General features: G+C 45.8%; 15 protein-coding genes. All 15 read left to right on the top strand.

Annotation, left to right across the window (positions count from 1 at the left end; translation table 11 throughout):
- Positions 1-88: 88 nt before the first annotated feature.
- A complete protein-coding gene (locus NSS67_RS10050; RefSeq protein ID WP_339319406.1) occupies positions 89-1,474 on the top strand; it encodes an NfeD family protein in 1,386 nt (461 codons plus the stop codon).
- Positions 1,475-1,532: 58 nt separating this feature from the next.
- Positions 1,533-2,534 (top strand): flotillin-like protein FloA, encoded by a 1,002-nt coding sequence (floA, locus tag NSS67_RS10055; RefSeq protein ID WP_339319407.1) that lies wholly within the window; start codon positions 1,533-1,535, stop codon positions 2,532-2,534.
- A gap of 16 nt (positions 2,535-2,550) precedes the next feature.
- Positions 2,551-3,108, top strand: coding sequence for a hypothetical protein (locus NSS67_RS10060; protein ID WP_339319408.1), 558 nt, complete (start codon positions 2,551-2,553; stop codon positions 3,106-3,108).
- Positions 3,109-3,282: 174 nt separating this feature from the next.
- The gene (gene yqfC, locus NSS67_RS10065) at positions 3,283-3,576 is read left to right on the top strand and encodes a sporulation protein YqfC (RefSeq protein ID WP_339319409.1); all 294 of its coding nucleotides are present in this window, start codon (positions 3,283-3,285) and stop codon (positions 3,574-3,576) included.
- Positions 3,573-4,754: a sporulation protein YqfD gene (gene yqfD / locus NSS67_RS10070; protein WP_339319410.1), complete on the top strand. Its 1,182-nt coding sequence runs from the start codon at positions 3,573-3,575 to the stop codon at positions 4,752-4,754. The genes yqfC and yqfD overlap by 4 nt, the downstream gene beginning before the upstream one ends.
- A gap of 15 nt (positions 4,755-4,769) precedes the next feature.
- Positions 4,770-5,741, top strand: coding sequence for a PhoH family protein (locus NSS67_RS10075; RefSeq protein ID WP_339319411.1), 972 nt, complete (start codon positions 4,770-4,772; stop codon positions 5,739-5,741).
- A 14-nt stretch (positions 5,742-5,755) separates the two neighbouring features.
- Positions 5,756-8,011, top strand: coding sequence for an HDIG domain-containing metalloprotein (locus tag NSS67_RS10080; protein ID WP_339319412.1), 2,256 nt, complete (start codon positions 5,756-5,758; stop codon positions 8,009-8,011).
- Complete coding sequence (gene ybeY / locus NSS67_RS10085) at positions 8,008-8,505, top strand: rRNA maturation RNase YbeY (protein WP_339319413.1); 498 nt, start codon at positions 8,008-8,010, stop codon at positions 8,503-8,505. The genes NSS67_RS10080 and ybeY overlap by 4 nt, the downstream gene beginning before the upstream one ends.
- Entirely contained in the window at positions 8,505-8,900 is a 396-nt protein-coding gene (locus NSS67_RS10090; protein WP_339319414.1) for a diacylglycerol kinase family protein, read from the top strand. Before ybeY ends, NSS67_RS10090 begins: the two co-directional genes overlap by 1 nt.
- A 268-nt stretch (positions 8,901-9,168) precedes the next feature.
- Positions 9,169-9,588 (top strand): cytidine deaminase, encoded by a 420-nt coding sequence (locus tag NSS67_RS10095; protein ID WP_042130321.1) that lies wholly within the window; start codon positions 9,169-9,171, stop codon positions 9,586-9,588.
- A 666-nt stretch (positions 9,589-10,254) separates the two neighbouring features.
- Positions 10,255-11,148 (top strand): GTPase Era, encoded by an 894-nt coding sequence (era, locus tag NSS67_RS10100; RefSeq protein WP_042190933.1) that lies wholly within the window; start codon positions 10,255-10,257, stop codon positions 11,146-11,148.
- 112 nt (positions 11,149-11,260) lie between these two features.
- Positions 11,261-11,404 (top strand): YqzL family protein, encoded by a 144-nt coding sequence (locus tag NSS67_RS10105; protein WP_339319415.1) that lies wholly within the window; start codon positions 11,261-11,263, stop codon positions 11,402-11,404.
- 36 nt (positions 11,405-11,440) lie between these two features.
- A complete protein-coding gene (recO, locus tag NSS67_RS10110) occupies positions 11,441-12,196 on the top strand; it encodes a DNA repair protein RecO (protein WP_042190931.1) in 756 nt (251 codons plus the stop codon).
- Positions 12,197-12,640: 444 nt separating this feature from the next.
- Positions 12,641-13,528 (top strand): glycine--tRNA ligase subunit alpha, encoded by an 888-nt coding sequence (glyQ, locus tag NSS67_RS10115; protein ID WP_036683820.1) that lies wholly within the window; start codon positions 12,641-12,643, stop codon positions 13,526-13,528.
- The gene (gene glyS / locus NSS67_RS10120; protein WP_339319416.1) at positions 13,521-15,596 is read left to right on the top strand and encodes a glycine--tRNA ligase subunit beta; all 2,076 of its coding nucleotides are present in this window, start codon (positions 13,521-13,523) and stop codon (positions 15,594-15,596) included. The genes glyQ and glyS overlap by 8 nt, the downstream gene beginning before the upstream one ends.
- The last annotated feature ends 52 nt before the right edge of the window (positions 15,597-15,648 follow it).

The raw sequence follows: 15,648 nt of genomic DNA on the forward strand, positions 1-15,648 counted from the left end.
GCTTTTCTATGTTTTGAAACGTAATTCCAATTGCAGCGTAATAACGTTTATGTGTTCCGGGTCAAGTTGAAGAAGGGAGGTAAAAATATTGAAAAAATTACGGAAAATAATGTTGGCCAGCATTCCCGTTGTTTTGCTGCTCTTGCTCTTAACGCCGTTTATACCGAATGTAAGCGCTGATGTTACAGCACCAAAAGCACAAGGAGCTACAAATGGTGAGTTGAAGAAAGGCCCTGTGTTTATTATTCCGGTTGATCAGAAAATTGAAAGAGGTCTGCAAAGCTTTTTGGAAAGAGGATTTGCAGAAGCTGCTAATTATGGAGCAGTTCTAATTATGCTCGAGGTGGATACACCAGGCGGACTGGTGAATTCGGCGGAACAGATTGGGACTATGGTAAGAGATAGTGACATACCTACAGCTGCATATATTAAAGGTGATGCCGCCTCTGCAGGCAGTTACATAGCACTTAACGCAGGTGCAATCATCATGAAGCCGGGCAGCATGATCGGTTCCGCATCCCTCGTAGATGGGAGCGGACGAAAAGTAGATGACGCGAAGATGGTGTCCTACTGGAAATCAAAAATGATTGGAGCCGCTGCTTTGAATGAGCGAGATCCAGATATTGCTGCGGGAATGGTCGATAGTAATTTGGTAGTGGATAAGCCAGATCTAGGTGTATCTAAAGCGCAGGGTGAAATTATTGCCTTGTCTAGTGACGAAGCATTAAATGCTGGCTACGCTGATCAAATTACAGCTACTCCTGAGGAAGCTATCACTTGGCTAGGGTATACTACTGATGACATATTTCGTGTGGAGCATACAGGAGCCGAGAAAATGTCGCAATTTCTGACGAGTCCGATTATTATGACGATTCTCTTGTTCATTGGGATCACCGGTGTCGTGATTGAGTTGCTCGTTCCGGGCTTTGGCGCACCTGGGATCATTGGGACATTAGCTTTCGTTTTATATTTTTTCGGAAACTCAGTGGCTGGGTTTGCCGGATCAGAAACTTGGCTGTTGTTCATAATTGGACTTGTCATGCTTGTGCTGGAGCTGTTCGTGCCGAGCTTTGGTATATTGGGGTTACTCGGTTCAGTGAGTCTTGTAGCAGGTGTCGTACGAGCCGCATACAGCTTTACGCATGCATTGTTTAGTCTGGGTATCGCATTCGCAGCGGCGACTGTAGTCATTGTAATTGTGGCTGTCGCTTTTAAAGAACGCGGAATTTGGAATAGGTTTATTTTGAGGGATACGCTCACCAAAGATCAGGGCTTTGTACCCGTTGAAGAGAAGATAAGCTTAGTTGGAGCTATAGGGAACAGTATTACTCCGCTTCGTCCTTCTGGAACGGTTATGATTGGCGGCGAACGCGTAGATGTCGTTACAGAAGGTAGCTTTATTAGCGTCAACGCACCGGTCACTGTTATAAAAGTTGAGGGTGGACGGATTGTGGTGAAGGAAGTTAAGGAATAAGGAAAGCTATAGACAATCGATAGTAGCTCCACAATAATTTAACGGAGGTTATAAAGTTATGGAAGCATCTTTAATTACTTTTTTGTTGATTGCGGTAGTCGTAATCATCGTGTTGAGTGTCTTTTTAAGCTTCTTCCCGGTCATGCTCTGGATCTCTGCTTGGGCATCGGGCGTTAGAATCAGTATCATTACGCTGGTGGCCATGAGATTGCGTCGTGTTACACCGAGTCGAATTGTTAATCCTATGATTAAAGCGACTAAGGCTGGTCTTGGACTTAACATTAATCAACTGGAAAGTCACTATCTCGCAGGGGGTAACGTTGACCGGGTAGTTAATGCTCTGATAGCAGCTCAGCGTGCAGACATTCCTTTGGAGTTTACTCGCGCAGCAGCAATTGACCTCGCAGGACGTGACGTGCTTCTGGCCGTACAGATGAGTGTAAATCCACGTGTGATCGAAACACCAGTTGTGGCTGCTGTAGCTAAAAACGGTATTGAAGTTAAAGTAAAAGCACGGGTTACTGTTCGTGCTAATATTGACCGTCTCGTAGGTGGTGCGGGTGAAGAAACGATTATTGCTCGTGTCGGTGAAGGGATTGTAACTACGGTAGGTTCGAGTGATTCGCATAAGGATGTTTTGGAGAATCCGGATTCAATCTCACGTATGGTCTTGTCTAAAGGTCTGGATTCCGGTACTGCCTTTGAGATTCTTTCTATTGATATTGCGGATATTGATGTTGGTAAGAATATCGGTGCTTATCTACAAACAGAACAAGCTGAGGCTGATAAACGAATTGCCCAGGCTAAGGCTGAAGAACGTAGAGCAATGGCTGTAGCTCATGAACAGGAAATGAAAGCGCGCGTTGTCGAAATGAAGGCGCTTGTTGTCGAAGCGGAATCACAGGTTCCACTGGCTATGGCTGAAGCATTACGGGCTGGGAAAATTGGTGTTATGGATTATATGAATATCAAGAACATTGAGGCGGATACCCAAATGCGGGGTTCTCTCGGTAAAATGAATGATCAAGATGACAATACCCGTCCTAACAATAATAAATAAGGGGATGTGAATCTCCATGAGCTGGATCTATATTGTTGCGGTTATTATTTTCGCGATTGTATCCAATGTGAATAAGGCCGCGAAGAACAAACCTAAAGGTGCTCCACGCGGAGGGATGCCGACTTTTGGTGGAGGACAAGATAATCCTCTCCGTCATAACAAAGAAACTGATGCGAACGGTGAACAACGAGAGCAGTCCGGTAGCGGTTTTCCTACCCCTGTTGCTACAACCTCCCGTGAGTATGACGCATCCCCTGCATTTCCAGAGCCAGCATATATTCCAACTCCGAATTATGTATCTGGTGAGGGCATGTCTTTGGAGCAACCTGATGAAAATGATGGCGTTGAATTGCGCACGAAAAAAATGCAGGAGGAGCTGGAACGTCTTCAATCTGTTTTTGACGGAATTGCTGGTGCAGATTCCAAAAGAACGAAAAAGACTAAGAATTCCGCTACGGGATCGACAGTTCAGTCTAATGGAACTGGCAGTCGTGATGACCTGCGTAACGGTGTAGCATGGGCAGAGATTCTCGGTCCTCCCCGTTCTCGAAACCCACATTCCTCACGCAGATAGTGCATGCTGATTAGAATCCCAGAAAAAGCCTTTGCTTTCCTATCTTTACGATAGGAGGCCAAGGCTTTTTTTGCATTTTTCATACCTGAAAAACTCTCCTTTATCACTTCTTCTCATAAACAAAAGCGTTGCCGCATAAGGTGTAAAGAAGGCAGGAAGGGGGAACGTCTACATATGACCCGTATTGGCCGCAGGCTGCGGGGATGGACAAACGGGGTGTTGGATCTTCCACAGGACTTACTACAAGAAATGCCCCGGATCACCCTGATCGGCAATAAGGAACTGTATATCGAGAATCATCGCGGCTTGCTGCATTTTTCCTCAGGCCAGCTTAAGCTCGCGTTAGCTAAAGGATCGCTTGAAATCACAGGTGAGAATCTTGTCATCCGTAATATTCTTGGTCAGGAACTGGCGGTAGAAGGCACTATTAGTGATATTAGCTATAAAGAAAGCGAGGGGAAATCATGAAGGAACCACCTCTTTCATCACTGCGGGGATCCGTTACGCTGCATGTGACGGGACCTCAGGTGGAGAGATTCATTAATGTCATCTCTGAAGCAGGTATAGTGATTTGGGATGTGAGGCCCGCTGAGGGCGGCGCTTCCCTTAAGCTGCTTCTAAATGATTTTTATGTCCTCCGTCCGATTTTAAAGAAGACAGGCTGTCGTATGCACGTTACTGGAAGAAGTGGATTACCATTTCTAATGGCGCGGCTGTGGAAACGTAAATTTTTTGGCATAGGAATATTGGTATTTGGGATTACGCTCTTTATGTTATCTACTATGGTATGGAGCATCAGAGTTGAAGGAAATGACAAGATTGCCTCTGAGGATATATTGGCAGCTGCTCGCCAGGAGGGTGTTTATCCTTTTCAGTGGATATGGCGTCTGAATGAGCCGGACAAGCTCTCTAAGGGGCTCCTGGCCCATTTACCGGGGGTTTCATGGATAGGGCTGCAGCGGACGGGGACGAGCATTAAAATCCAGGTTGTAGAGTCTAAACAGCCGGATATCAAACCTTTGCTTAGCCAGCGACATTTGATTAGCAGAACAGATGCGGTGGTAACTGAAATATATGCGGAGCAGGGCAGGCCGGTTGTAGCTCGTAACTCGCGGGTTAAAAAAGGAGATATTCTGATCTCGGGTGCTCTTGGCGACGAAGAGAATGTACAGTACGTGGTAGCTAAAGGTGAGGTTAAGGGCCTAGTATGGCATGAATACAATATAGAGGTACCTCTTACAACAACGAACAGCTCATATACGGGAGAGCGTAAGGATCGAACCTATCTGGTGCTTGGCAAATGGGCCATACAGCTGTGGGGTTATGGCGATTCTCCATTCGAGAATTCAAGAACGCTCACTGAGCATGATCCGCTGTCTTGGCGGTCCATAGAGTTGCCCCTAGGCATAATGACTGAGAAAGAATTAGAGGTTAGTGAAACGAGTGAGACATTGACTCCTAAGGCAGGATTTGAACAAGGAATAGAGCGAGCGAAGAATGATATTTTAGCGCGTTATGGTGTTGATAGCGTCATCAAAAGTCAAAAAGTTTTGCATGAGAAGAAAGAGAATGGTAAAGTTTATATGAAAGTGATCTTTGAAGTAGAAGAGAAAATTTCCGAAGAACTGCCAATAGTAAACAATTGAGGAGAATGAGGCTACTTGTCAGAACAGACTGCAAGCATTCGTATAACTTTGCAAAATGCGGGAGAAGCGCAATCGCTGTTCGGCCCGCAGGATGGATTCCTAAAAATCATCGAGAGTGAAATTCCCGCTATTATTGATTCCCGTGAAGCAGAGTTAACGATACGTGGTGCGGAGCGGGAAGTAGACATGCTGGGACAATTGTTTAATGTGCTGCTGTCCCTCATTCGGAGCGGTTACATACTTACTGAACGTGACATGCAGTACGCTGTAGAGCTGGCGAAAGACTTTCGAGTCGATCAATTGCTCGATTTGTTCAAGGGAGAAATTACAACAACTTTTCGTGGAAAGCCTATCCGGGTCAAAACGATTGGCCAGAAGCATTATGTGACAACGATCAAGAAGCGTGATATTGTATTCGGAATCGGTCCTGCAGGAACGGGGAAGACCTACTTGGCAGTAGTGCTTGCAGTTACGGCACTAAAAGAAGGTTCTGTTAAGCGTATCGTCCTTACGCGCCCCGCAGTAGAAGCAGGAGAGAGTCTAGGGTTCCTTCCAGGGGATTTGCAAGAAAAGGTAGATCCATACCTCCGTCCGTTATATGACGCCTTATACGACGTTATGGGGCCCGATCAGGTGGCTAAGGCGCTTGAACGGGGATTAATTGAAATTGCTCCGCTCGCTTATATGCGTGGGCGTACGCTGGATGATTCATTTATCATCTTAGATGAAGCACAGAATACAACGCCTGAGCAAATGAAAATGTTTTTGACTCGACTCGGCTTCGGGTCCAAAATGGTGATTACGGGTGACGTTACCCAGATTGACCTGCCTCGCGGCAAGAAATCCGGTTTGATTGAGGCCAAAGCGATTTTATCCGGCATAGAAGAACTTGGCTTTGTCTATTTTGCGGAGCAGGATGTAGTACGGCATTCCCTGGTGCAGAAAATTATCGTTGCCTATGACCGCTCTGCCGAAAACCTCCAATAAAGGGGATTGTCTTCATGGCTTCAAAGCAACCATCTAAATTAAGCGGATTTGTATATACGAACAACGGGTGGAAGTATAGCGCGGTAACACGCTATGCTCTTTTCCTGTTACTCGGACTTGTGTTCTACTTCAGCCTGTCGCCTGATCTGCTGCCTAAGCGATATGATATTAAAGAGAATACGCTCAGCGCCAAGGAGATTACAGCGCCTAAGCAAATTCTGGACAAGAAGGCAACGTTAAAGGCGGCTGAAGAAGCGGCTGAAGGTGTATCTCCTAAGTATAAAATTATCCCGATGAGGGCCGATAATCTTGTGACCTCGCTACTGGATCGGATTGATCGCCTCAATCAGGATGACCTGATTTCGCAAAGCGATAAAACGGGTATTTATCGTAAGGAGATTCCGCAAAGAGCCAGTGATTTTATTTTGAATTTCGTAGCCTCAAATCGGGGCGGCGCCATTTATTCTGATCATCTTTTGGATGAAATGCAGTCTGTCATCAAAGAACAGACCTATGTTATTCCGGATGAAACTTACATTAAGATTCCGCGATTGACCTCTCAGGACATTATCGAAATGAAGCCTGTCGCTCGTGATATTGTGACTAGGCTGATGAACGATCAGATTACGGACGCTCAAACGGCACGCGCCAAAGTGGCGGAGCAGGTGAGTATCAGTACTCTGAGTCAGCGTACGGCACGTGAGGTTGTGCAGGAATTAGTGCGGCTCGTTATTACGAGCAACAAGTTCTATGATGAGGATGCAACGAAGGAAGCGAAGGTCCAGGCTCGTGAGAACACGCCTGATGTATTCATTGAGCAAGGGGAGGTTCTTGTCGCTAAGGGGCAAAAAATCACTCCTGAGCTTTACGCTCTTTTGGATGAGAATGGGCTGCTCAGCAATGAGGTCAACTATTGGCCTCAGGTTGGTCTACTGTTACTTGCTACCATGCTCTCCGCGGGTCTAATGGTGTTCATCCGTTACTCGGGAGGAACCTCAGGCTTCAAGTATAATAATTCCCAGCTATTGATGCTGGTGCTTGTATTTGTTATTACGATCATCACCATGCGGTTAACCGCAATTTTGCAGACGGATGTTCGTTCCTATCTCGGGTTTTTGGCTCCGGTAGCCATCGGCGCTATGCTGATCACAATGCTGCTGGATATGACATTAGCGTATTTCTGTTCTATTCTGTTCAGTATACTAGCCAGTATAATTTTTAATGTTCAGCAGAATTCGATTTTTGATTTCACCTTCGGATTCTTTTCAATCGTTGTTTGTTATGTGGCTATTTTTGCCACTCATCGTGCAGGCCAGCGCTCCACATTATTAAAAGGTGGGATTATGGTTTCCCTTTTTGGTTGTGTGACCGTCTTTATGCTGACCCTATTGGCTGGTGGAGAATGGAAAGATGTAAGCACGCTATATGCAGTTGGTTTTGCTTTTGCGAGCGGGCTTTTGACTGCAGTGCTTGTGATTGGTCTGATGCCTTTCTTTGAAGCTACTTTTGGTATTCTATCAGCGCTGAAGCTGGTAGAGTTGTCTAATCCGAACCATCCATTGCTGCGCAAGCTTCTTACGGAAACCCCGGGAACCTATCACCATAGTGTAATGGTAGGTAACTTATCAGAGGCTGCCGCAGAAGCGATTGGAGCAGACGGACTACTGTGCCGTGTAGGATCGTATTATCATGATATTGGCAAAACAAAACGTCCGTTTTATTTTATTGAGAATCAGAATAATATGGAAAATCCGCATGACTCTATTGAACCGAAGCTTAGTAAATCTATCATTGTAGCCCACGCGCGCGATGGGGTGGAAATGCAACGAGAATATAAGCTACCTAAACCGATTCGTGATATTGCCGAGCAGCATCATGGAACTACGTTCCTGCATTATTTTTACCATAAGGCACTGAAGCTGGCGGAAGAAAAAGGTGTCGAGCCTGATTTTACAGAGGAAGATTTCCGTTATCCTGGCCCGAAAGCTCAGTCGAAGGAATCGGCCGTTGTCGGAATCGCCGACAGTGTTGAAGCCGCGGTACGATCATTGCGCAAACCAACTGTTCTGCAGGTGGAGACGATGATTGAGAAAATAATTAAAAGTCGACTAGATGATCATCAGTTTGACGAGTGCGATTTAACGATCAAAGAATTGGATATTATAGCACGGACTCTGAAAGAAACGGTGATGGGGATTTTCCATTCACGGATCGAATACCCAGAAGATGTGCGTAAGCCGAAAAAAGAGGAAGGGGCAGCTAACCCATGAGTTTAGAGATCGTTTGGGATAACGAGCAAGAAGAATACGAGATAAAGGACGATCTCATAGCGCTGCTGGAGAGCATTTTGCAAAAAGCAGGTGAAGCGGAAGGAATCGATCAGGGTGAGGTTGCACTTACTTTTGTCGATAACGCTCGTATTCATGAGTTGAACTTGGAATATCGGGGAATTGACCGTCCGACAGACGTACTGTCTTTTGCTATGAATGAAAGCGGAGAGGACGAGCTGGACATTATATACGAAGTAGAAGAAGGCGAAGTGCTGGAAGATGTACCGGACGTACTGGGAGATATAATCATTTCCGTAACTCGTGCTCAGGAGCAAGCGCTGGAATATGGTCATTCTCTGGAGCGTGAGCTTGGGTTCCTCTTTGTGCATGGATTTCTACACTTGTTAGGATACGATCATCAGGATGAAGCTTCAGAGGCAGAGATGATGTCCAAGCAAGAGAAGGTACTAGATCAGGTTGGGTTGACTCGCTAATGGTGAAGAACACGGCGGTAGGACGCAAGAAGTTCTGGCATTCTTTTCGGTTTGCATCGCATGGCATCGTGTCGGCATTCAAATCCGAGCTTAACATGAAGGTGCATTGCTGTTTGGCTGTGGTTGTTCTTGTTGCTGCTGCCGTGTTCAGACTTCCACTGGCCAGCTGGATGTTGCTGCTCTTCTCAATCACGCTTGTCTTAACCGCTGAGCTGCTCAATACGGCCATTGAAGCGACGGTTGACCTGATCTCGCCGGAGATTCATCCACTGGCTAAGAGAGCGAAAGATACCGCCGCAGGAGCTGTGCTTCTCACGGCGGTGTTTGCTGTCTTTGTTGGGATCTATGTTTTTTACCACCCTGTGATGGACTGGATTAGCGGACTTATGTCATAATCAGGGTACAAATCAATTCAGGGGAGAGGCGGACCCGCGTTTTGCGATTCCGCCTCTTTGGTTACTGGATGTTTAGGAAGCGAGTTTTGTACGAAGTAATTCCATGATGAAACGCTAACAAAACTAAGTGGATGCTTTCGAAGTGAGTTTTGTACGAAGTGATCCCATGAAGTGATGCTAACAAAACTAAGTGGATGCTTACGAAGTGAGTTTTGTAACGAAGTAGTTCCACGATGTAACGCTATACAAAACTTTAGGAGGACCCAATATGGATTCCGCTCTTCTTATGCAAGAAGCGATTAAAGCACGTGCTAAGGCATATATTCCTTACTCCCGATTTGGAGTAGGCGCCGCCCTCCTCGATCAGGATGGTCATATTCATCACGGATGTAATGTAGAAAATGCTGCTTTCGGCCCAACCAATTGTGCGGAACGTACCGCTTTATTCCGTGCCATCGCAGACGGTCATGCGATCGGTTCTTTCAAGGCAATCGCCGTTGTTGCCGATTCCGACGGACCCGTATCACCTTGCGGCGTATGCCGGCAAGTAATGATTGAGTTGTGTTCACCCGACATGAAGGTTATCCTTGGAAACATGAAGGGCGATATCGTTGAGACCACGGTGGGAGAATTACTTCCCGGCGCTTTTGGTCCCGTAGATCTGAAGCAAGGACAAGCTCCTGAGTAATAACAAGTGTTTGATCAAATGCCTTTCTGGCACTACACTTACTAACTCACGCTCTAACGGCTTGTACTTGAAAACCTCGAGCATGATATAGTAGATGATGAATAGGTGGATGTGATTTAGTTGCACTTTGTACAACTAAATGATTACAATTTCGCTGGAAGCACATTTTAATTGCACTTTGTGCAATTAAATATCCGTTTTAATAGACATTTGGCTCATTATCCAGAATTTAGTTGCACTGAGTGCAATTAAAATGTCAAAACCATAAAAAAGCTCTAAATTAATTGCACAAACTACAACTAAACGTGCGAGTATTCCATCAAATCGGGCTAAAATGGTGAAAATTATGTTTTTGGAGTAACATTTCGCCGTAAGCGCCGCGGCGTAGCCGCTAGCGATTCCTAGCACACAAAGCAACTGTAACACAGCCTTCTCCACGGTGAGCTAATTGCGAGCCGTGAGAATAAGCGCAGTGAAGCGTGTCCCCGTAGGGGACGAAAGCGCTCGTGCACCACCATGCCTCTAATCCCGTCGAACGTTGCAGGTACGCCCATTTCCGGGTGTCCAGAGGGCCGGGGCCCTTGGGGTCCCCCTTGGCTAAGGGGGATTTAGGGGGATCGAAAAAGCTTTTAGAACAAAAGGTTTCTGAAATGAAAGGAAGATAATATGAAATTCAAATCAGGCTTTGTCGCAATTATCGGCAGACCGAACGTAGGCAAATCGACACTCATGAACCAGGTTATTGGACAGAAGATTGCAATCATGTCGGATAAGCCACAGACAACCAGAAACAAAATCCACGGGGTCTATACAACGAATAATTCACAAATCGTGTTCCTGGATACACCAGGTATTCATAAAAGACAGTCCAAGCTAGGCGACTACATGAACCAAACAGCGATGAGTACGCTAGGTGAAGTTGAGGCTGTGTTGTTCCTTGTGGACGCTGCAGACGGTTTGGGTGGTGGTGACCGATACATTGCTGAGCAATTAAACGGACTTAAGACGCCAGTTATTCTTGTGCTTAACAAGATTGATAAAATAGAGCCGGAAGCTTTGCTCCCACTTATGGCTCAGTATAACAAGCTGCATAATTTTGCTGAAATCATTCCGATTTCTGCTAAGATGGGCAGCAATGTTAACACGCTGTTAGAGCAAGTTGCTAAGTACTTGCCGGAAGGTCCGCAATATTACCCAGAAGATCAAATTACGGATCACCCAGAGCAATTTGTGTGTGCAGAACTAATCCGTGAGAAGATTCTACATTTGACGCGCGAAGAAGTACCGCATTCCATTGCTGTAGCTATCGAAGATATGAGAGTTGAGCCAAATGGAGTGGTGCATGTGTCTGCCGTTATTTTTGTCGAACGTGATTCTCAGAAGGGGATTATTATCGGCAAGCAAGGTGCGCTGCTGAAAGAGGTTGGCAGACGTGCTCGGACAGACATTGAGAACCTTTTGGGATCGAAGATTTTTCTGGAGCTTTGGGTGAAAGTGAAAAAAGACTGGCGTAATCAGGACCGCGTTCTGCGGGATTTGGGCTTCCATAAAGACCTTTAAGATCTGTTTCCGTTATTCCTCGTTTGGCAGGAATTGCAAGGATAGAACCTGGCTCATCGCACATCCTAATTCTTGAAGAGACATCGTCTTTCCCAAGAAAGGATGAATACGAATGCGAAACTTTTCGTGGAAGTATTTTGCAATGACAGGAGACGTCGATGCTTACCTGCTATACAAGGAAGCTGGCCTTCCGCTTGAAGACAGTGGACTACAGCTAGTGGAGGAAGAGAAGGTCTGTGATGAAGAAGCGCAATAAGGACTGGTTGCTTGCCGAATGGTTGGGGGAAGAGGCATGCTACACAGGGTGGAAGGGATCGTCATTCGCAGCATGGACTACGGCGAGGGGAACGCAATCATTACGCTTTGCACCGAGAACGCCGGTAAAGTAGGTGTTCTGGTGCGAGGTGCTAAGAAGGTCAAAAGCCGCCATGCTGCCTTGATCCAGCTGTTCACCGTCGGGGAATTTGTTTTTTTTAGAAACAACGGAGGTCTTGGGACGCTGAATTCCGGCGAAATCACGAAGTCTCACCACCCTCTTCGGGAGGATTTGATCAAAGCTGCTTATGCGTCTTACGCTTGTGAACTGCTTGATAAAGTTCTGCATGATGAGGAAACGGGAAGCTTCTGGTTTCGCCAGCTTACGGCCTGCCTGAACGCACTTGAAGAAGATAAGGAACCTGGAGTTATCATAAATGTTTATGAAATGAAGATTTTGCAAGCAGCAGGTTATGGTCCAGAGTTCGACACCTGTGTTATATGTGGAGCTGAAAAGCCTGATGAACAACTGCTGATAAGCCCACGCCTTGGTGGAGCACTGTGCCGCAGCTGTAAACATAATGATCCTCCAGCTATGGAGGTCTCTGCTCGTGCTTTGAAATTGCTACGCTTATTCGCCAGACTTGATCTCACTAGATTAGGGAATGTGGATGTCAAAGAAAGCAGTAGAGATGAGCTTAAAAAAATTATGCGAGCCTTTATGGATGTGCAGCTTGGGTTAAAGCTGAAATCACAGAATTTCTTAGATCAACTCGACAAGTACAAGATTTGACGAAATCTGATTTTTCCGTTACTATAGGAACAGTTTAATTATTGTATTGGATATGATCGCCGTTTTGCTCCACTTCGGGAGAACGTGCATTGATCGGGAAAGTAATGAACGATATTGTTGCGATTCAGCGAGCTGGGGGTAGTGAGAGCCTGGCGGGACAATGTTCATGAACATGGCACCCGGGAGTACGGATATGGCGAATGAAAGTGGATTTCGTTCTTGTTATTGGCAGCGATATTGCTGAATGCAAGGTATGGAATCAAGTAGGGTGGAACCGCGGGAGAATAAGTTAGCTCTCGTCCCTATGTCTGTTAATCAGGCATGGGGGCGGGGGCTTTTTTTATGTACTGAAAGCAATAATTGGGGCCCCCGCAAAGTACCTGAGTATGCATCGAAGCAAAACCTCACTTTGTGGGGAATATGTTAAGCGAAGGAGACGGTATTATGAACTTTCAGCAGATGATTTTGACGCTGCAGCAGTTCTGGGCTGAACAGAACTGTATTATCGTACAGCCTTATGACACTGAAAAAGGCGCCGGCACGATGAACCCTATGACTTTTTTACGCTCACTAGGTCCTGAGCCATGGAGAGTTGCGTACGTAGAGCCTTCACGTCGTCCATCCGATGGACGTTATGGGGAGAACCCGAACCGTCTGTATCAGCATCATCAATTTCAAGTAATTATCAAACCATCGCCTGATAACATTCAAGAGATTTACTTGGATAGTTTGAAAGCACTTGGTATTGATCCACTCTTGCATGATATCCGTTTTGTCGAGGATAACTGGGAGAACCCTTCACTAGGCTGTGCAGGTCTAGGATGGGAAGTATGGCTGGATGGTATGGAAATTACTCAGTTTACTTACTTCCAACAGGTGGGTGGTATCGAAGCCAATCCAGTTGCCGTAGAAATTACTTACGGAATGGAGCGGTTAGCATCCTATATTCAAGATAAAGAAAATGTATTCGATCTTGAATGGGTTAGCGGCATGACTTATGGTGATGTTTTTCATCAGCCGGAGTTTGAGCATTCTACTTACACCTTTGAAGTATCTGATGTAAAAATGCTATTCTCGCTGTTTAATATGTATGAAGAAGAAGCACGTAGAGCGATGGAGAAACATCTTGTATTTCCAGCCTATGATTATGTGCTGAAATGCTCACATAGCTTTAATCTGCTGGATGCACGTGGAGCCATCAGTGTTACTGAACGGACTGGATTTATTACCCGAGTGCGTAATCTTGCCCGCTCTGTTGCGGCAACATATCTTGAGGAACGCGAGAAGCTTGGCTTCCCGCTGCTGAAGAAAGAAGGTGCTGACCGTGTCTAAAGATATCCTGTTTGAGATCGGTCTGGAGGAAATTCCTGCACGTTTTATCCGGGCTGCGATGGAGCAGCTACAAGATAGAACATCCAAGTGGTTGGATTCTGCACGGATTACCCATGCTGGAGTTACTGCCTATGCAACGCCACGTCGTCTCGCTGTATTAGTTAAGGATGCGGCTGAGAAGCAAGAGGATATTAGCGAAGAGGTCAAAGGACCATCACGCAAAATCGCACTGGATGCAAACGGGGACTGGAGCAAAGCTGCTTTAGGATTTGCCCGTAGTCAGGGTGTATCTCCGGAGCAATTTACGTTCAAAGAGCTAGCTGGAGTAGAGTATATCTATGCTACTAGAAATAGTGCTGGGGTAGAGACAGCTTCGTTGCTTTCAGAAGGACTTCTCGGGATTGTAAATGCTATGACCTTTCCGAAGAACATGCGTTGGGGAGCCTACGATTTCAAATTCGTGCGTCCGATCCGCTGGTTAGTTGCTCTTTTCGGGAAAGATATTATTGATTTGGAAATTACGGATGTAAAAGCAGGTAATGTGAGCCGTGGACATCGGTTTCTCGGAACAGAGACTGTAATTTTAGAGCCTTCACAATATGTGGAGAGCTTGCGTGCGCAGCATGTACTTGTAGATGTTAAGGAACGGGAAGAACTGATTCTGAAGCAAATTAACCAATTGGCTGAAGAGAAAAGCTGGACGATTGCAATCAAAGAGGATCTTTTGGAGGAAGTACTGTTTCTGGTTGAAACACCAACCGTGCTTTTTGGAACCTTCGATCCATCGTTCCTGAATATTCCGCAGGATGTGCTGATTACTTCGATGCGTGAACATCAGCGTTATTTCCCTGTTTTTGATGCAGCGGGTAAACTTCTACCTTTCTTCGTAACGGTGCGTAACGGAAATGCAGTATCTTTGGATGTTATTGCTAAGGGAAATGAGAAGGTGCTTCGTGCTCGTCTATCAGATGCCAAATTCTTCTATCAAGAAGATCAAAAGATGAAGATTGACGATGCGCTAGCCAAACTAGAAAATATCGTCTACCATGAAGAGCTTGGCAGTGTTGGAGACAAAGTGCGCCGTATTCGCCAAATCTCTGATCGTCTTGCTGTTAAGTTGGGATTGTCTGATACAACCCTTTCTGAAGTAAGTCGGACTGCTGATATTTGCAAATTTGATCTTGTGACTCAAATGGTTTATGAATTTCCAGAACTTCAAGGCACCATGGGCGAAGATTATGCACGCAAAGCAGGAGAGCCTGAAACTGTGGCAAAAGCGATCTTCGAGCATTATCAGCCACGATTCGCTGGAGATGCTGTACCTTCGACAGATGCCGGTTCGGTCGTCAGCATTGCGGACAAGATCGATACGATTGTAGGCTGCTTCTCTATCGGTATTATCCCAACCGGTTCTCAAGATCCTTATGCACTGCGTCGCCAGGCTGCAGGGATTGTTCAAATCGTGCTTGAGCATAAATTGCCGATTACGCTGCGCGAAATTTTTGAAGCGGCGATTGAAATTCATGAAAATTCAGGGAATACGAAACATTCTGGCGATGAACTACGTATAAACCTGTACGAGTTCTTCGGTCTGCGTGTAAAACGTCTTTTATCCGACAATGTACGCTATGATGTTGTAGACGCTGTAACAGCAGCTGGCTTTGATGACGTAGTAGATGTTGTGGGCAGAAGTCGTGCGCTTATGGGTGCTGTGTTAGACCAAGCAGATTTCAAAATTACCGTAGATTCACTCACTCGTGTCAGTAATTTGGCAGCTAAAGCAACCACTGAAGTGATTGATCCTTCTTTGCTTAAAGAAGAAGCTGAGCTGCAGCTGTACAATACATGGCAGGAATTACACACACCGTATCTTGAAGCGATGTCGGCGAATAATGCTGAAGAAGCACTTCGTATTCTCTCGGGTCTAAAAGATGCAGTTACAGCATTTTTCGATTCCGTTATGGTTATGGCGGAGGATGAGCAGGTACGCGCTAACCGTTTAGCTCTGCTTGCTGGAATTGATGCAGACTCTAAGGCGTTTGCTGATTTTGGTAAGCTCGTCTGGTAAAAAGGCTGAGCACCGGAGTTCCCGGCTGAATTCAAGATTCGACATTTGATCA

Source organism: Paenibacillus sp. FSL R10-2734, from assembly GCF_037963865.1.
GTDB lineage: Bacteria > Bacillota > Bacilli > Paenibacillales > Paenibacillaceae > Paenibacillus_AQ.